Here is a 17220-nt window from a genome sequence, read left to right on the forward strand (position 1 = left end):
TTTTGTTTTTGTGTAAATGTTACTGTTTTCTAATTTAAGATAATAGTAATTAGGTTAATTGATATAACTATTATTGATATAATAATTATTCCGATAATAAATTTTTTGTTTATCACATTATAGAGTTGATTCATTACTAAGTTTTTTTGTTTTAAATCAAAACCTCTTCACCTTGGGTAAATGAAGAGGTTTCTTATTAAAATGATTCTCCTTAAGAATTAATTAATTGCTTTATAAAGATAGTTTGTATAAATGATAAAAAAAACAGGTAGTTCTACCTGTTTTTTAAGTTTGCTCGTTTTTATCCAAAACACTTAAAGTATCAGTGTTTTATTAGGGTTAACTGTATTTAAGCTTCTTTTTTACAGAATATTATAATATTTCACTCAGGTTTAAAACGCTAATTTGTGCATGTTTGTGAATTTTCTATATCAATTTAAAGTACAATAATGAAAATGAGAAGAGTGCTATTAAGTAAATTAAAAAAGGAAATAAGATAGAAGTTATTAATTATGTTAAAGCTTTGAAAGTAATATGTCTCCAACCTCTTGAAGTTGGTGTAAATACGTGAAATATTAAGAAAGAAGTATTCGCCGCTTCGTTTTGTTGTAAAATTATTAGCATCTAAAACTAATGGAATTACGACTTTAAATACAGGTATTTCTTGTTGTAATCTATAATGGCTCTCCCTTTTTTTAGAATATCTGCACCAATTATTCCATTTACGGGCTTGGCATTATGTGTGATTAAGGCAGTATTGACGTGTGTTAAATCGAAAAGTACTAAGGTGATATTGGTATTTTTCCACCTGCCAATTTTAATACTATTGTTAGTTGCTGTTTGTGTAAACATATCTGTTGCTCCAGCTCCAGCAGCTTTAATATTTGATGCTTTTGCGTTAAGATTAAATAACTCTATATCCTCGAAACCAATACAGCTACTAGATGCTCCAGTATCTAAAATAAATAGCCCTTTTACACCATTAATGGTCGCTTTTACTTCTAAGTGATTTGTTTTTGTGAGTTTTAATTTTATCTTTTTGTACTCATTTTTAAGTAGAAAGTCCCAAAGTGCATTTTCCATTGTTTTGTTTAAGTTACTAAAGTAAAAGTAGTATAATTACTATTGAAACTCCAAGCATTGTATGCATATAATTGGTTTTGCTTACTTTTTTAAAGTGTTCGTTGTTTTTTTGTGAATTCGAATTGTTTAGGTAGTTATGTCTTTAAAGGTTTTAAAACCTTGTAGTATAAATATATTTGTAAAAGGCATCATTAAACCTATGACTTTTTTATTTTTACAACATGATTATTACAGACACACATACACATTTATATAGCGAGGCTTTCGATGCCGATAGATCAGAAATGATGCAGCGTACTTTAGAGGCCAATATTTCGCGTTTATTTATACCAGCAATAGACTCTACTTACACAGCGTCTATGTTACAATTAGAAAAAGACTATCCAAAAAACGTTTTTTTAATGATGGGTTTACATCCAACACACGTAAAAGATAATTATAAAGAGGAGCTAGCTCATGTGTTAGAAATGCTCGACACTCATACATTTTACGCCGTAGGAGAAATTGGTATCGATTTGTATTGGGATAAAAGCACATTAGCAATACAGCAGGAGGCTTTTAGATACCAAATAAAATTAGCCAAACAACATCAATTGCCAATTGTTATTCATTGTCGTGAAGCGTTCGATGAAATTTTTGAAATTTTAGAAGAAGAAAAAAGCGATGATCTTTTTGGGATTTTTCATTGTTTTACTGGTTCATTAGAACAAGCGCATCGAGCAATTTCTTATAATATGAAATTAGGAATTGGTGGTGTAGCAACTTTTAAAAATGGAAAAATTGATCAGTTTTTAAATCAAATCGATTTAAAACATATTGTTTTAGAAACTGATTCGCCTTATCTGGCGCCAAAGCCTTTTCGTGGAAAGCGAAACGAAAGTAGTTATATATTAAAAGTCTTGGAGAAGCTTTCGGAGATCTATAATACTTCCGAAGAAAAAATTGCCGATATTACAACAGAGAATTCTAAAGCCGTTTTTGGTGTTTAGTAACAACTCTACAGCAAACACTAAGCAATTGATGAAAATAATTCCAAACATACTGCTTATATATACTGGTGGAACCATTGGTATGATAAAAGATCCGGAAACAGGTACTTTACGCGCTTTCGATTTCGATAACTTGTTGGTTCGTATACCAGAGCTTAAACTTTTAGATTGTAATATTGAAACCTTCTCTTTTGAAAACCCAATAGATTCTAGTAATATGGAACCTAAGTATTGGGTGGACATTGCAGAAGCTATTGAGGATAATTATAATGCATTCGATGGTTTTGTAGTGTTGCATGGCAGTGATACAATGAGTTATACAGGATCTGCATTAAGTTTTATGTTGGAGCATTTGGCAAAACCAGTAATATTTACTGGGTCGCAATTACCAATTGGAGATTTGCGTACAGATGCTAAAGAGAATTTAATTACCTCAATTCAAGTGGCTTCTTTGCAGCATTATGGTAAGCCAATAATAAAAGAGGTGTGTTTGTATTTTGAATATAAATTGTACAGAGCCAATAGAACAACAAAAATAAATGCAGAGCATTTTGAAGCTTTTGCTAGTTTAAACTATCCAGATTTAGCAGAATCTGGTGTGCATTTAAAAGTGAATAACGATGCGTTGTTTAAGCCAAATGCTAGAAAAAAACTATTGGTTCATAAAAAACTAGATAAAAATATTGCTTTAATAAAATTGTTTCCAGGGATTTCGGAACAATTGTTGTCGTGTATTTTTAGTACACCTAACCTTAAAGGTGTTATTATAGAAACTTATGGTGCAGGAAATTGCACTACAGAAGATTGGTTTATTTCGATATTAAAAGAAACCATTAAAAAAGGAATACACATTATTAATATTACACAATGCTCTGGTGGAAGTGTCACGATGGGACAATATGAAACTAGTGAAAAACTAAAAAAAATTGGTATAGTTTCTGGAAAAGACATTACAACCGAGGCAGCAGTTAGTAAATTAATGTATTTGTTAGGACAGAATATTACACCTAATTTGTTTAAAACCATATACGAAACTGCTTTAAGAGGAGAAATGACTTAAAATTAACGGTCAAAATTTGAGCCTTAACATTTTTTTCGTTTTATTTGGAAATGGAAATTTTTAATAGAAAGTAGTGCTTACCTAAGAAATTTCAAAAAGCACTGTTAATATTTTATTTTTTACTTCCTTTTTTTTATATCTTTAACACTTTAACTAATTAATAAAATTAAGATCAAAAACATGAAAAGATTATTTTCTATCCTAGCCATAGTATTTTTAATGGCATTTGGCACAGCTAATGCAACTACAAACGCAGCAACAGTTGCGACAGCAGTTGTTACAACTCAAGACGCATCAACAGATGATGCTGAAGAAGACTTAACATTCCACCAAGAGCTTAAAAAGCGTTTTATTGAAGGTGGTCCAGGTTTTATGGGTATTGTTTTATTATGTTTAATTCTTGGATTGGCAATTGCTATCGAGAGAATTATCTTTTTAAACTTGTCTTCTACAAACACTAAAAAATTAACTCAAAACGTTGAAGATGCACTACAATCAGGTGGTCTTGAAGCAGCAAAAGAGGTGTGTAGAAACACAAAAGGTCCAGTGGCATCTATTTTCTATCAAGGTTTAGATAGAGCAGACGATAGCTTAGAATCTGCGGAAAAAGCTGTTGTAGCTTATGGAGGAGTTCAAATGGGACAATTAGAGAAAAACGTATCTTGGATTTCATTATTTATCTCATTAGCACCAATGCTTGGGTTTATGGGAACAGTAATTGGTATGATTCAAGCCTTCGATAAAATTCAGTCTGCAGGTGGAATGGATGCAACCTTAGTAGCAGGTGGTATTAAAGTAGCCTTATTAACAACTGTATTTGGTCTTGTTGTAGCAATTATTCTTCAAGTTTTTTACAACTACATCGTTGCAAAAATTGATGGTATTGTAAATGATATGGAAGATTCTTCTATAACATTAATGGATATGTTATCGAAATACAAAAAATAAGCTATTAACTAATTTTAAAAACATAAGATTATGCATAAGATTTTAAAAATAGTTGTAGCAGTGCTAAGTTTAATTGGTGTTATTGGACTTGTACGTATTATAATGACAGGTGAAGAGGAAGCGAAAGCTATTATTTCTTCAGGTAATGGCGTTTTATTTGAGACAATGTCTTCGATAGCATATATAATATTAGTATTAGCAATCATATTAGTAATATTCTTCGTGTTTAAAAACCTGTTTACAGGTGGCGGAGATATTAAAAATACTCTAATAGGTTTAGGTGCTTTTGTAGCTGTATTACTTATTGGATACTTAGTATCTGGTGGTGATTCTTTAAATTATGAATACGATGGAGTTGTTGCTACAGCAGGTAAATCTCAATTAGTTGGAGGTGGCTTAGTTTCCTTTTACATATTAAGTGTTGTTGCCATTTTAGCAATGGTATTCTCAGGAGTTAAAAAATTAATTAAATAATTATGGCAAAAAGATCAGCACCAGAAGTTAATGCAGGCTCTATGGCTGACATTGCCTTCTTATTACTTATTTTCTTTCTAGTAACAACAGATATCGCAACAGATTCTGGTTTAAGTCGAAAGTTACCGCCTTGGGAGCCGGATATTGATACTCCGCCAGTAATCATTAAAGAAAAGAATATTTTCGCGTTGACACTAAATAGTAAAAACGAGATTTTATTAACTTCTGGAGGAGACTCAGAACTTATCGCACTTACAGATTTAAGAGTACGAGCTGTAGAGTTTTTAGACAATGGAGGAGGACAAGGAGAAGATGCTTGTAGAAGATGTAAAGGCTCTGGAAGCGAACAATCATCAGATAATTTTATAAAAGCAGTTATCTCTTTAGCGAATGATAGATTGACAAATTATAATACTTATATTTCTGTTCAAAATGAAATACTGGGTGCTTATAACGTCATTAGGAATCGTGAGTTTAAAAAAGATTATCCAAATTTAAATATGAATTTTGTTGAAGCTACAGCAATGTATCAAGATAAATCTACTGAAAAAAAGGATAGAGAAAGCTTAAAAGAGAAGTTAGAGGCAATTAAATTAATTGTCCCTCAAAAATTTTCTGAGGCTGAAGCGAAAAGAAGTTAACAAGTTAACATAAACACTATGTCTAAATTTAAAAAGAAAAAAGATGGAGGTTTACCTCCAATTTCAACAGCATCTTTACCAGATATTGTATTTATGCTTCTGTTTTTCTTTATGGTGGCAACAGTAATTAAAGAGGATAATTTAAAAATCCAAAATAATTTACCAAAAGCAAATCAGATTGAAAAATTAGATAAAAATAAACCAATAAGTTATATATACATTGGCAAGCCAAGTGCAAACTATATAGATACTTATGGTACAGAAGATAGAATACAATTAAACGATAAGTTGCAAAGCGTAGAGCAAGTTCAAGCATTTATTGCTGCAGAACGAGCTAATTTAGCTGAAGAGTTAGTACCAACACTTACTATTTCTTTAAAAGTAGATAAAGAAGCTAAAATGGGTGTTTTAACTGATGTTAAGCAAGAATTGCGTAAAACGAATGCACTTAAAATTAATTACACTACTAAGAAAGGTGATGCTCTTACTAATTAGTAATCCTCATTCTTAATTTTATAAAGGGCGTTTTGAAAATTTCAAAACGCCCTTTTCTTTTTAAAGCGCTCTATATATTATTTATCTTGTGATTGTGAAACGCCATGTTAAAAATTTATTCGCATAAGGAAATGATTAATAGCGCACTTATATGTGTTGTAAAAATCAATAAACAGAAACATATGAAATTTATAATACTATTTTTTTGTCTTTGTTTTGCCAATACGTATTCTTATGCTCAAGAAGCGTTAAGTGAAACTATTCAAGAAGTAGATGCTTTGTATAAAGAAGATCAGTTTTATTTTGGTCTAACATATAATCTTATTAGCAAACCACCTAGTGGATTGGTACAGAGTGGCTTTTCTGGCGGCTTTCACTTTGGATATACTAAAGATATGCCTATTAATAAAAGAAGAAATAAGGCTATTGGTATAGGTTTAGGTTTGTCTTTTAATTCATTCAATCAAAATATTCAAATTAGTGAAGATGCTTCAGGTAATACGATATTTCAAATTATAAATGAAAATGAAATAACAGTTACTAAAAATAAGTTTTCTACTTATATGGTTGAAGTGCCATTGGAGTTTAGATGGCGAACGTCTACTGCAGAAGAATTTAAATTTTGGCGTATTTATACAGGCTTTAAGTTGGGATACGTATTTGCTAGTAATTCTATATTTGAAGGCACTCCACAAAATATTAAAATTAAAAACAGTAAGGCTATTAACAACTTACAATATGGCTTAACATTGGGAGCAGGTTATAATACTTGGAATTTTTATTTGTACTATGCACTAAATCCTATTTTTGATGATTCTGCGAAAATTGATGGTAAAATAATAGAGGCTAATGCCATTAAAATTGGTCTTATGTTTTATATTTTATAACCAATAACTTAGCAGTAATAACTGCGGAAGGAACCCAATACAAAAACCAAAAATCAACTCTATAGTTGTATGCGCTTTTAAGTGTAATCTTGAAGTTGCAATGGCACCTGCTATTAAGAAAAATAGGGCTAGAGAACCATTTATATTCTTACTAAAATGAAGCGAAATACCAATAGCAAACATTAGTATTCCTGCTATTGCAATCATATGTATGCTCGCTTTAAACTTGAAAATTGCGAGTACTAAACAAACAATAGTCGAGATTAAAATTCCTAGAAAGAAATAATACAATTCAATTATTTGATTATTAGGCAATACGCGTGCAATAATTAGAATGCATATAACAATATTTAACGCCAACGGAATAATGCGCTCTTTGGTCGTTTTTAAATATATAGATTCTGTTTTACCAATAGTCTTTAATAAAAAATAAAGCAACATGGGCAATGCCATGGTCAGTATGGTTAGCGAAATAACCTTAGCTTTCATAATATCCTGAGATATAAACCTAGGTGATTTTGAGAAATAGAAAATAACACCCAAAAGCGGCATTATTATAGGATGAAAGATGAAGGAAATACTTTTTAGTAGCCAATTCATTAGCCTTACAGTTTTTTTTATCAAAGATATAGTATTTGCAAACATATCTAGAAAACACGTAGTTATACGTGTTTTTTTTAAAGAATATTTAATTTAAGTTTGTGTTGCATAATGGTTGTTATTAGAAATCTAACTAAAGATGCTCTCTACGCTTTCAAAAGCACCGTTTACTCATTATCGTTTTTATAAGTACTAAACATACTATAATTTCGAATGACTAATCAATTAATATAATACGTAAAATGAAAAACTTCTTAAAAAATTATTTAAAATTAGGAATTTTACTTTTCTTAATTTCTTTAGTCTTTACGAATTGCGAAAAGGATGACGATTTTACAACAAAAGAACCAACAGTAAAACAGGCCCAAACAGCAAAGTACACTACAAGTATAGTGCAAAAAACGACTTTTAATATAAACGAAACTTTAAAACTTGCATTAAATAAATTTAAAGCCGTAGACAAGTCTAATGCGTTAAACAATGCATCTAAGTTAGTAATCAACGATTCTTTAAACATTGCTATAGAAGATGGTTCTGCAAAATATTTAGAAAGTTTAGATGGTAGTTACCACTCTTATACTTTTGTCGCTTTCGATTACGGTAAATCACAAGGCATGCAAAATATAGTATTAAGCTTACAACTGAATGGCACTTATAAAGAGTTTTTAATACATTACGATTTAACAGACAGCGAAATAGAATTGTATAGAAATAATGAGTATGTGAACTTACTAGGTAAAGTTACAATTGTGGTATTGGAAGGCAGTAGTTTAACAGGGAATTTGTTTTCTAAATTAACAGTAGATGAAAACTGTTTGGAATGGGATATTAATGAGGGATCAAATTGTACCGATGTTGAAGGTCATTCCTGGGAAGATGGAAATGCATGTCCTCATTATTTAACTACGACTCAGACCGCTACACCTGATGTTAATAATTTTTTAGGTATAAATTGGCCTTGTGTAGAGGCGTCTAATGGTGGAAGTTATATTCCAGGAACCAATTCTAATAATCCATCAAATGGCACACAAAGTGGAGCAGGACAACCTAGTACTAGTGCACAGCAAGATGTTTCTTCTGGTTATGCACCAACACCTAAACAACAAAGAGAGAAAGGGTTTCAAAAACAATTAAGTGATGAGGCAAACGATTGTTTTAATAGTGCAAACTTAACAGATGATCAACGAGAGGAAATTATGAGCTTTCTAGAAGCAGGAATTAGTGTAAGTATAGATGGAGAAATTTTAGTTGGTAATCAAAGTAGTTATAACCAAAGTGATATGGATTTTGCTGAGGAAGCAGCTTTGGCTTTTTGTGGTGGTGATTTAGTATTTGAAGACATTGAAAACCTTATAAACGGAATGGATAAAAATTGCCAAGCATTAGCAGTATTTAGGTCTATTTCCAGAATAAACTCTCCATTTACTAACAAAATTAAAAATTATTTTTTACTCTCTAACACAAATAATCTTAATCTTCAAGATTGGTCAACAGGAGAGACTTCTGATGAAATTCCTACAATGCCTGCTAATGTAGGAGCAAGAGTTTTGCATGCGGATTCTGATGATGGAACTATTATATTACAGTTTAATAATGACCATTTAGATACTGCCACTACATTAGGTTTTATTAATACTTTTTATCACGAACTAGTGCATGCTTATATGTTACGTTTGTACTATTCTGGTGAGTTGTTAAACGAATACCCAACATACACAAGCTTAAATACAGCTATTGCTAACTTTATTAATGATGACACTAATGATACTACTTTTGGAGATTTGTACTACAAAGAAATGCATGATATTTATGTAGATTTTATAGACCAGATAGCAGAAAGTATTGTGGCATATTGTGTTTATAATAATATAAGTGGAGTAAATTTACAGCATGCTGTAAAACTAGTTTGGGGAGGTCTAAATGGTTACGATGTGTTTTTTGATAACCAGAATTTAACAGATGACGAACGTATTGAAGCACAAACACAATTAGGTTATGAAAACTCAAATATTACAGCACATGCAAAAGGGACAAAAACATGTAATTAAACTAATACTATTGTTTTTATTTTTATCTGTAAATTGTTGTAAAGCAAAGATGGATAAAAATGAATATTATTTTTTAGATAAAATGATACAACTTACTAAACAGGCAAACGATAGTGTTTATCATTTAAGTAGAAGAAATGGAACAACAGGCTCATTAACTAATTACTATAAATTTAGATTTAACAATAGATCATTTTACACCACTTTTACTTATGACTCTATTACTGGTCAAGATGGAATAGATACGCTTGAATTAGAACAAAACCGTATTAAATGGAAAGCTAAATATAGGATTTTAGATAATGCGTTTTCAAGAGAAGATTTAGATAAAGTTATTGCTAGAAAAGGAGATGCTACAAAATGGGATAGCACAAATATTATTTTTAATAATAAAAAACTTCCATTAATTAAATGGAATAATGGTTATTATTCTAAAAATTTCATCTCTAAACCTTATTATAATGAAAAAAAAACCCATGCGTTTATAGTGTCTAGTCATAAAATAAAAACAGCTAGAACAGCAAGAATTTATGTATTTAAAAAAGAGAATGAAGAATGGGTTGTAATAGATACAATAGAAAATGTTGGTTGGTAAATTAACAAAGTGTAAGTCATTAACCAAAAGTAACAAATCTTGTTTTTACACACTTTTTAAGGTAGTTACTATTTGTAAAATTCAAAATAGCGCAGTTTATTACAACTCCTTCCTCAATCGTGCCACAGAAATATCCAGTTGCTCACGATATTTAGCAACTGTTCTTCTAGCAATAGGATAGCCTTTAAGCATATGTATAAATGGATTAATTTATGAGTTTACAACTAAAACAACACCCAAAAGCGGCATTATTATAGGATGAAAGATGAAGGAAATACTTTTTAGTAGCCAATTCATTAGCCTTACAGTTTTTTTTATCAAAGATATAGTATTTGCAAACATATCTAGAAAACACTTAGTTATACGTGTTTTTTTTAAAGAATATTTAATTTAAGTTTGTGTTGCATAAAGGTTGTTATTAGAAATCTAACTAAAGATGCTCTCTACGCATTCAAAAGCACCGTTTACTCATTATCGTTTTTATAAGTACTAAACATACTATAATTTCGAATGACTAATCAATTAATATAATACGTAAAATGAAAAAGTTCTTTAAAAATTATTTAAAATTAGGAATTTTACTTTTCTTAATTTCTTTAGTCTTTACGAATTGCGAAAAGGATGACGATTTTACAACAAAAGAACCAACAGTAAAACAAGCCCAAACAGTAAAGTACACTACAAGTATAGTGCAAAAAACGACTTTTAATATAAACGAAAATTTAAAACTTGCATTAAATAAATTTAAAGCCGTAGACAAGTCTAATGTGTTAAACAATGCATCTAAGTTAGTAATCAACGATTCTTTAAACATTGCTATAGAAGATGGTTCTGCAAAATATTTAGAAAGTTTAGATGGAAGTTATCACTCCTATACTTTTGTCGCTTTCGATTACGGTAAATCACAAGGCATGCAAAATATAGTATTAAGCTTACAACTAGATGGCACTTATAAAGAGTTTTTAATATATTACGATTTAACGGACAGCGAAATAGAAAGCTATAGAAATAATGAGTATGTGAACTTACTAGGTAAAGTTACAATTGTGGCGTTAGAAGGCAGTAGTTTATCTGGCAATTCGTTTTCTAAATTAACAGTAGACGATAATTGTTTGGAATGGGATATTACTGAGGGATCAAATTGTACCGATGTTGAAGGTCATTCCTGGGAAGATGGAAATGCATGTCCTCATTATTTAACTACGACTCAGACCGCTACACCTGATGTTAATAATTTTTTAGGTATAAATTGGCCTTGTGTAGAGGCGTCTAATGGTGGAAGTTATATTCCAGGAACCAATTCTAATAATCCATCAAATGGCACACAAAGTGGAGCAGGACAACCTGGTACTAGTGCACAGCAAGATGTTTCTTCTGGTTATGCACCAACACCTAAACAACAAAGAGAGAAAGGGTTTCAAAAACAATTAAGTGATGAGGCAAACGATTGTTTTAATAGTGCAAACTTAACAGATGATCAACGAGAGGAAATTATGAGCTTTCTAGAAGCAGGAATTAGTGTAAGTATAGATGGAGGAATTTTAGTTGGTAATCAAGGTAGCTATAACCAAAGCGATATAGATTTTGCAGAGCAAGCAACTTTGGCTATGTGTGCTGGTGGTGAGGTGGATTTTGATGACAATATTATTTATGATAATAGTCTAAATGATTATCCTTGTCATAAACTAATTATTGAAGAAGCTATAGGGACATGTTCTCCTTTAACACAATTAGTGTTAGATCTTTTTGAATCTAATGATGGTTCGAATCTAATAATTAGAACTGAAGATTTGGGTCCTGCTAATTCTAGCTCAAATGCAAATACAACATCAACTTCAACGTATAATCCAGTTACTAATACATGCGATATAACCATTACATTTAATGAAAATTACTTAGATGCTGCTTCTGATATTTCCCTAGCAAGAACTGCTATTCATGAGAGTTTACATGCGATTTTAATTTATATGTTTGAACAAGATTTGTTGTATTCATATGATGGTAGTCCAATGGGAGATTTTGAAGATTTCGTTAATAATTATATTAATTACCAATTAGGCTTACCGGCAAATATTGGTGTTGCTCATCATCAGTTATTGGTTGATTTTGTTGAGGATATTGCACTTTCACTTTCTACGTATTCATTGCAAAATGGATATGCAAATAATGGGTTTAATTACTACAAAAAAATGTCTTGGGCTGGTTTGACAACTATGGAATCTTTTCTATTAATTTATCCTAAATACTTAGATCCAGCTGATGAAGCTAATAATCAATTAAACTTCAATCCTGAATGGTTAGATATAAAGTTAACAATACAAGCAGAAAAATATAATGAAACTCAAATATTTCCTCACCCAAATGGATTCGATTATGAATTTATACCTAAAGGTACATCTCCAAATGAAACAGAACCTTGCAATTAACTACCTATTAATATTTGTAATATTAGGCTCTTGTTCTTCAGGTAAAAACAGTTTAAAAAATGAGGCTTATATGGTTATAGATAAAGAAATAAATAGAAATATCTATCAAAATGGAAATGAATTTCAAAAAAAGATACATTTAAATTTTATTTTAGATAGAATACTTATCGACTTAATTAAAAATCAAAATGATAAAAATTCGAATGTTTTATCCTTAAAAATGAAGATTGGTACTGATGTTTATGAAAGTATATTCAATACAAAAGAAGTTTATAATTTAATGGAACAACTAAGTTTGAAAACTATTAATAAAAAAAAAGTAGGCTTACCCAAAAACGTTTTTTTAAACATTAATGAAGATACAGGTAATAAAACTGTAGATAAACTTTTAGAGTCAACTAAATTTCGAGTTAATCTGTCTATTCCAGTGTTTACTTCAGATAGTAAGTTTTGTTTAATAGCTTATTCTAATGGTTTTGAAAATAGCATGAGCGGTGGAATAAATATTTATATTAAAGAAAAAAATAATTGGATATATAATACTACTTTTAATGAGTGGATAGAATAAATCGCAAAAAATCTACTTCTATTTTGAAGCAGGGTTTTTTAAACAATATTCAAAATGTTCCTTTAGAATTAACTAAGACCAATTTTGTCGAAAACTCAGCAAGAACACATTGCACACATAACTGCAATTAATATAACTATGAAAAAAATAACATTAATAATATTATTATTTTTTTGTTTTCAAAGAATTTCTGCTCAAACCGACACGCTCTATTTATTAATAGAAAATCCAATTTTCGGTCAATCAAGTGAAGGACAAATTGGAACTGGTTTTGCTATAAAAAGTAAAGACAAAAAGTTTCTTACTAATTATTATAGATTTAAAATTGAGAACTTAAAAGGAATTAAAAAATCTGGAGAACTTGATTATATTTCATTAAAAGATTTAAGAAAAGTAATTGACACTACAAACATAAACTATATTAATGTTTCAAAAATTGGTTTAAATAAACAATGGTGGGAATTACACGATGAATTAAGTTCTAAAAAAACTATTTATTTGGTTGAAAAAATAAATGATAGTTTTAATAGTCAAACAGGTGTTTATAGTTTTAAATATTACATTTTACCAATGCGATACACAGGAACAAGAAAAAATGTAATACCTACAGATTTGTCTTCAGATGGTAAATAGAATTTTTTTTAAATTGATTAATATCAAATCATGAAAAAATTATTAATAATATTCTTTAGCCTAAATATTTTATTTTCTTTTTGTCAAGAATTAAAATCACAAAAAAACTACTTCTATTTTGAAGCATTTTTTTTAAATAATATTCAAAATGTTTCTTTAGAGGTAACTAAGAAAAATTTTGTTGAAGTTTCTGCAAGAACACATTACACTAATAATTGTAAGTAAATTAGAACATCTATGAAATTTATTTATGTATTAACTATTTTTTTAATTACGACAAACTGTTTTTCTCAGAAAGAAGCATATTCAGAAAAAAAAACTTTTCTACAGAATGATAGTATTAACGATATATATATAGATTCGAGAAAATTTTTCGGCTCTAATGGCGAGTATAGAACTCATTTCAGCATAAAAAGTATAGATTCACGTTTTTCTCATGATAATTATAATTTTAGAATGACCGATCCCAAATTAGAAGAACGCAATATATATGAAATTGGCAAACGAATAAATATTGATTCTGTAAACTATATCAATCCGAATAAACATTATGAAGGTAAATCTGTTTTAGAAATTCATAATGAACTAAGCTTAATAAATAATCATAGACGTATTTTTATTATTACATATATTACTCATAGAAAAATGCATATGGCTTGGAATGCTAAATATGTTGGAACGATTAGAGATGTAACTTATACCCAATTAGGTAAAGGTCCTTTTCGAACTGAGCGATAATAAAATATTAAAAAGGCTTCACACTGTGAAGCCTTTTTATTTATATCATAATTCCTTCCTCAATCGTGCCACAGAAATATCCAGTTGCTCACGATATTTAGCAACTGTTCTTCTAGCAATAGGATAGCCTTTTTCTTTTAAAATTTTGGCTAAACCTTCGTCTGTTAAAGGCTTCTTTTTATTTTCTTCTTCTATTACTGTTTCTAATATTTTTTTAATTTCTCTAGTCGAAACTTCCTCACCTTGATCGTTAGTCATCGATTCAGAAAAGAATTCTTTAATTAATTTTGTGCCATAAGGCGTATCTACATACTTACTATTGGCAACACGCGAAACGGTTGAAACATCCATTTCAATTTCGTCTGCAATGTCTTTTAAAATCATAGGTCTTAGATTACGCTCATCACCAGTTAAAAAGTACGCTTTCTGGTAATGCATAATCGAACTCATGGTTACAAATAACGTTTGCTGACGCTGTTGTATGGCTTCAATAAACCATTTTGCTGCATCAAGCTTCTGCTTTATAAACATAACAGCATCCTTTTGTGCTTTAGACTTCTCCTTAGATTCTTTATAGCCTTTAAGCATATTATTATACTCGCGAGACACATGAAGTTCTGGAGCATTTCTACCATTTAAGGTTAATTCTAAGTCACCATCCACAATTTTAATAGCAAAATCTGGTATTACATGTTCTATCATTCTAGTATTTCCAGAATAACTACCGCCAGGTTTTGGGTTTAAGCGTTCAATTTCGTGAACAGCATCTTTAAGTTGCTCTTCACTAATATCAAACTTAGCCATTAATTTTTTGTAATGTTTTTTCGTGAATTTCTCGAAGGCATTATCGATTATATTTAAAGCCAATGCTACATCTGGAGTTTGTTCTTTTCTTTTAAGCTGAATACTTAAACACTCTTGTAAATTACGAGCACCAACACCTGAAGGATCTAATTGATGCACTATTTTAAGCATGTACTCAATTTTATCTTCGGTTGTGTATACGTTTTGTGTAAACGCTAGATCGTCCATTATATCGCTTATTTCTCGACGGATATAGCCGCTTTCGTCGACGCTTCCAATCAAAAATTCTGCAATATCACGTTCTTCATCGCTTAAGCGATAGGTGTTTAATTGGGTTTTTAGATGTTGTGTAAAAGAGGTTCCAGATGCAAATGGTATACTCTTTTCATCGTCGTCTGCACTGTAATTATTTACACTTGTTCGGTAATCTGGAATTTCGTCGTCACTTAAATAATCGTCAATATTAATATCATCAGTTTCAATAGTTTCATTGTCATCAAATTCATCTTGAGTATTATCCATATCTTCATACTCATCTTCTTTCTCTTCTTTTCCAGTATCTAGCGCAGGATTTTCTTCTAGTTCTTGCTTTAAACGTTGCTCAAAAGCTTGCGTAGGCAACTGTATCAATTTCATTAATTGAATTTGTTGCGGAGACAATTTCTGCGATAATTTGAACTGTAAATATTGTTTAAGCATAGTATCTATTATGAATAATTATAAAAATAAAAAAACAATCTACAATATGGATATTCGTAGATTGTTTTAATCAATATTTATAGGTATGTGCTTTTAAAACTCTGCATTTTGAGGTGTTCTAGGATAAGGTATTACATCGCGAATGTTGCCCATTCCAGTAGCAAACATTACTAAACGCTCGAAACCTAAACCAAAACCAGAATGTACAGCTGTTCCATATTTTCGAAGATCTAAGTACCACCATAACTCTTCTTCTGAAATATCTAAAACAGCCATTTTTTGTTTTAAAATGTCTAAACGCTCTTCACGTTGCGATCCTCCTGCCATTTCTCCAATACCTGGAAATAAAACATCCATTGCACGAACGGTTTTCCCGTCTTCGTTTAAACGCATGTAAAAGGCTTTAATATTTGCAGGATAATCGAATAAAATTACAGGACATTTAAAGTGTTTTTCTACTAAGAAACGTTCGTGTTCAGACTGTAAGTCGGCTCCCCATTCATTAATTATATATTTGAATTTTTTCTTTTTATTAGGCTTAGAATTTCTAAGAATATCTATGGCTTCAGTATAGCTTACGCGTTTAAAATTATTGTCGGTTACGAATTTTAATTTTTCAATTAAAGATAACTCGCTACGTTCGGCTTGAGGTTTTGTTTTTTCTTCATCTCGTAAACGTTGATCTAAAAACGCTAAGTCTTCAGCATTATGTTCTAAAACATAAGCGATAACAGATTTCATAAAGTCTTCTGCTAAATCCATGTTTCCTGCTAAATCCATGAAAGCTACTTCTGGTTCAATCATCCAGAATTCTGATAAATGACGCGATGTATTAGAGTTTTCTGCTCTAAATGTTGGTCCAAAAGTATACACTTTACCAAGAGACATCGCATAAGTTTCGGCTTCTAACTGACCAGAAACAGTAAGGTTTGTGTCTTTTCCAAAGAAATTTTTAGTATGGTCAATAGCTCCACCTTCTGTTAATGGCGGTTTTTTTTGATCTAAAGTACTCACGCGAAACATTTCACCTGCACCTTCTGCATCACTTCCTGTTATAATTGGTGTGTGCATATGGTAAAAACCGTTATCGTTAAAATACTTATGAACAGCAAAAGATAATGCAGATCGTAAACGCATTACAGCACTAAAAGTATTCGTTCTTGTTCGTAAATGAGCGTTTTCTCTTAAAAACTCGAAAGAGTGTTTTTTAGGTTGAATTGGATACGTTTCGGGATCACTATCTCCTAAAATCTCTATAGAAGATACTACAATTTCAACGCTTTGACCTTTACCTTGGCTTTCTACTAATTCACCTTTAATATGAACAGCAGCACCAGTTGTAATTCGCTTTAAGGTGTCTTCATCTGTATTTTCAAAATCAACAACACATTGTATATTATTTAATGTAGAACCATCGTTTAAGGCAATAAATCTTTTGGCTCTAAAGGTGCGAACCCAACCTTTAATTTCGACGCTTTCTTGCTTCGTTTCTTTTAATAATTGTGCAATTGTTAATGTTGTCATTTTTGTAT

The 17220-nt window shown here is 30.5% G+C and carries 18 protein-coding genes and 1 pseudogene; 14 read left to right on the forward strand and 5 right to left on the reverse strand.

Translation table 11 applies throughout. From position 1 onward, the window contains the following. Positions 1 to 639: 639 nt before the first annotated feature. The gene (locus RH82_RS11805) at positions 640 to 1083 is read right to left on the reverse strand and encodes a retropepsin-like aspartic protease (RefSeq protein ID WP_034060986.1); all 444 of its coding nucleotides are present in this window, start codon (positions 1081 to 1083) and stop codon (positions 640 to 642) included. Positions 1084 to 1304: 221 nt separating this feature from the next. Here RH82_RS11805 and RH82_RS11810 point away from each other — a divergent pair, with 221 nt between their 5' ends. From RH82_RS11810 to RH82_RS11840, 7 genes are all read left to right on the forward strand, one after another. Next, positions 1305 to 2072, forward strand: coding sequence for a TatD family hydrolase (locus RH82_RS11810; protein ID WP_034060987.1), 768 nt, complete (start codon positions 1305 to 1307; stop codon positions 2070 to 2072). Positions 2073 to 2103: 31 nt separating this feature from the next. Further along, positions 2104 to 3132, forward strand: a complete 1029-nt coding sequence (locus tag RH82_RS11815) for an asparaginase (RefSeq protein WP_034060988.1) — start codon at positions 2104 to 2106, stop codon at positions 3130 to 3132. A gap of 180 nt (positions 3133 to 3312) precedes the next feature. Then, positions 3313 to 4080 carry a MotA/TolQ/ExbB proton channel family protein gene (locus RH82_RS11820; protein WP_034060990.1) on the forward strand — a complete coding sequence of 256 codons (768 nt, stop codon included), beginning with the start codon at positions 3313 to 3315 and terminating at the stop codon, positions 4078 to 4080. A gap of 30 nt (positions 4081 to 4110) precedes the next feature. Then, positions 4111 to 4554 (forward strand): membrane protein, encoded by a 444-nt coding sequence (locus RH82_RS11825; protein ID WP_034060991.1) that lies wholly within the window; start codon positions 4111 to 4113, stop codon positions 4552 to 4554. Between the two features lie 2 nt (positions 4555 to 4556). Further along, positions 4557 to 5195: an ExbD/TolR family protein gene (locus tag RH82_RS11830; protein ID WP_034060993.1), complete on the forward strand. Its 639-nt coding sequence runs from the start codon at positions 4557 to 4559 to the stop codon at positions 5193 to 5195. A gap of 18 nt (positions 5196 to 5213) precedes the next feature. Continuing rightward, positions 5214 to 5690 carry an ExbD/TolR family protein gene (locus tag RH82_RS11835; protein WP_034060995.1) on the forward strand — a complete coding sequence of 159 codons (477 nt, stop codon included), beginning with the start codon at positions 5214 to 5216 and terminating at the stop codon, positions 5688 to 5690. Positions 5691 to 5872: 182 nt separating this feature from the next. Continuing rightward, a complete protein-coding gene (locus RH82_RS11840) occupies positions 5873 to 6577 on the forward strand; it encodes a porin family protein (protein ID WP_034060996.1) in 705 nt (234 codons plus the stop codon). On the opposite strand, the gene RH82_RS11845 is transcribed toward RH82_RS11840, so the two are convergent. Beyond that, positions 6572 to 7177 carry a membrane protein gene (locus tag RH82_RS11845; RefSeq protein ID WP_034061196.1) on the reverse strand — a complete coding sequence of 202 codons (606 nt, stop codon included), beginning with the start codon at positions 7175 to 7177 and terminating at the stop codon, positions 6572 to 6574. The genes RH82_RS11840 and RH82_RS11845 overlap by 6 nt on opposite strands. Positions 7178 to 7419: 242 nt before the next feature. Between RH82_RS11845 and RH82_RS11850 the strand changes: the two genes are divergently transcribed. Beyond that, the gene (locus tag RH82_RS11850; protein WP_034060997.1) at positions 7420 to 9225 is read left to right on the forward strand and encodes a hypothetical protein; all 1806 of its coding nucleotides are present in this window, start codon (positions 7420 to 7422) and stop codon (positions 9223 to 9225) included. After that, the gene (locus tag RH82_RS11855) at positions 9173 to 9820 is read left to right on the forward strand and encodes a hypothetical protein (protein WP_034060998.1); all 648 of its coding nucleotides are present in this window, start codon (positions 9173 to 9175) and stop codon (positions 9818 to 9820) included. Before RH82_RS11850 ends, RH82_RS11855 begins: the two co-directional genes overlap by 53 nt. A 99-nt stretch (positions 9821 to 9919) precedes the next feature. Here RH82_RS11855 and RH82_RS18210 read toward each other — a convergent pair. Further along, positions 9920 to 10006, reverse strand: a pseudogene (locus RH82_RS18210) (RNA polymerase factor sigma-54); the annotation flags it as partial. 353 nt (positions 10007 to 10359) lie between these two features. Here RH82_RS18210 and RH82_RS11860 point away from each other — a divergent pair. From RH82_RS11860 to RH82_RS18425, 5 genes are all read left to right on the forward strand, one after another. Further along, the gene (locus tag RH82_RS11860) at positions 10360 to 12246 is read left to right on the forward strand and encodes a hypothetical protein (RefSeq protein WP_034060999.1); all 1887 of its coding nucleotides are present in this window, start codon (positions 10360 to 10362) and stop codon (positions 12244 to 12246) included. Between the two features lie 70 nt (positions 12247 to 12316). Next, positions 12317 to 12814, forward strand: coding sequence for a hypothetical protein (locus RH82_RS11865; RefSeq protein WP_156112464.1), 498 nt, complete (start codon positions 12317 to 12319; stop codon positions 12812 to 12814). Positions 12815 to 12952: 138 nt separating this feature from the next. After that, positions 12953 to 13447 carry a hypothetical protein gene (locus RH82_RS11870; protein WP_034061002.1) on the forward strand — a complete coding sequence of 165 codons (495 nt, stop codon included), beginning with the start codon at positions 12953 to 12955 and terminating at the stop codon, positions 13445 to 13447. Positions 13448 to 13477: 30 nt separating this feature from the next. Then, positions 13478 to 13672: a hypothetical protein gene (locus tag RH82_RS11875; protein WP_034061003.1), complete on the forward strand. Its 195-nt coding sequence runs from the start codon at positions 13478 to 13480 to the stop codon at positions 13670 to 13672. A 231-nt stretch (positions 13673 to 13903) separates the two neighbouring features. Beyond that, the gene (locus RH82_RS18425; RefSeq protein ID WP_156112465.1) at positions 13904 to 14185 is read left to right on the forward strand and encodes a hypothetical protein; all 282 of its coding nucleotides are present in this window, start codon (positions 13904 to 13906) and stop codon (positions 14183 to 14185) included. 45 nt (positions 14186 to 14230) lie between these two features. Here the strand turns inward: RH82_RS18425 and rpoN are convergent, their stop codons facing one another. Both rpoN and asnS read right to left on the reverse strand, forming a co-directional pair. Next, the gene (gene rpoN / locus RH82_RS11885) at positions 14231 to 15688 is read right to left on the reverse strand and encodes an RNA polymerase factor sigma-54 (protein WP_034061005.1); all 1458 of its coding nucleotides are present in this window, start codon (positions 15686 to 15688) and stop codon (positions 14231 to 14233) included. A 93-nt stretch (positions 15689 to 15781) separates the two neighbouring features. After that, a complete protein-coding gene (asnS, locus tag RH82_RS11890) occupies positions 15782 to 17212 on the reverse strand; it encodes an asparagine--tRNA ligase (RefSeq protein ID WP_034061006.1) in 1431 nt (476 codons plus the stop codon). Positions 17213 to 17220 lie beyond the last annotated feature (8 nt).

This window comes from Lacinutrix jangbogonensis (genome assembly GCF_000797445.1).
Classification (GTDB): Bacteria; Bacteroidota; Bacteroidia; order Flavobacteriales; family Flavobacteriaceae; genus Lacinutrix; species Lacinutrix jangbogonensis.

Bases quoted from the DNA above. Each gene is read 5' to 3' on its own strand.
- RH82_RS11850 (WP_034060997.1), top strand. From the start codon at position 7,420: ATGAAAAACTTCTTAAAAAATTATTTAAAATTAGGAATTTTACTTTTC.
- RH82_RS11835 (WP_034060995.1), top strand. From the start codon at position 5,214: ATGTCTAAATTTAAAAAGAAAAAAGATGGAGGTTTACCTCCAATTTCA.
- RH82_RS11810 (WP_034060987.1), top strand. From the start codon at position 1,305: ATGATTATTACAGACACACATACACATTTATATAGCGAGGCTTTCGAT.
- RH82_RS11875 (WP_034061003.1), top strand. From the start codon at position 13,478: ATGAAAAAATTATTAATAATATTCTTTAGCCTAAATATTTTATTTTCT.
- RH82_RS11865 (WP_156112464.1), top strand. From the start codon at position 12,317: ATGGTTATAGATAAAGAAATAAATAGAAATATCTATCAAAATGGAAAT.
- RH82_RS11840 (WP_034060996.1), top strand. From the start codon at position 5,873: ATGAAATTTATAATACTATTTTTTTGTCTTTGTTTTGCCAATACGTAT.
- RH82_RS11830 (WP_034060993.1), top strand. From the start codon at position 4,557: ATGGCAAAAAGATCAGCACCAGAAGTTAATGCAGGCTCTATGGCTGAC.
- RH82_RS11805 (WP_034060986.1), bottom strand. From the start codon at position 1,083: ATGGAAAATGCACTTTGGGACTTTCTACTTAAAAATGAGTACAAAAAG.
- RH82_RS11815 (WP_034060988.1), top strand. From the start codon at position 2,104: ATGAAAATAATTCCAAACATACTGCTTATATATACTGGTGGAACCATT.
- RH82_RS11825 (WP_034060991.1), top strand. From the start codon at position 4,111: ATGCATAAGATTTTAAAAATAGTTGTAGCAGTGCTAAGTTTAATTGGT.
- RH82_RS11820 (WP_034060990.1), top strand. From the start codon at position 3,313: ATGAAAAGATTATTTTCTATCCTAGCCATAGTATTTTTAATGGCATTT.
- RH82_RS11860 (WP_034060999.1), top strand. From the start codon at position 10,360: ATGAAAAAGTTCTTTAAAAATTATTTAAAATTAGGAATTTTACTTTTC.
- rpoN (WP_034061005.1), bottom strand. From the start codon at position 15,688: ATGCTTAAACAATATTTACAGTTCAAATTATCGCAGAAATTGTCTCCG.
- RH82_RS11870 (WP_034061002.1), top strand. From the start codon at position 12,953: ATGAAAAAAATAACATTAATAATATTATTATTTTTTTGTTTTCAAAGA.
- RH82_RS11855 (WP_034060998.1), top strand. From the start codon at position 9,173: ATGAAAACTCAAATATTACAGCACATGCAAAAGGGACAAAAACATGTA.
- RH82_RS11845 (WP_034061196.1), bottom strand. From the start codon at position 7,177: ATGAATTGGCTACTAAAAAGTATTTCCTTCATCTTTCATCCTATAATA.
- asnS (WP_034061006.1), bottom strand. From the start codon at position 17,212: ATGACAACATTAACAATTGCACAATTATTAAAAGAAACGAAGCAAGAA.
- RH82_RS18425 (WP_156112465.1), top strand. From the start codon at position 13,904: ATGACCGATCCCAAATTAGAAGAACGCAATATATATGAAATTGGCAAA.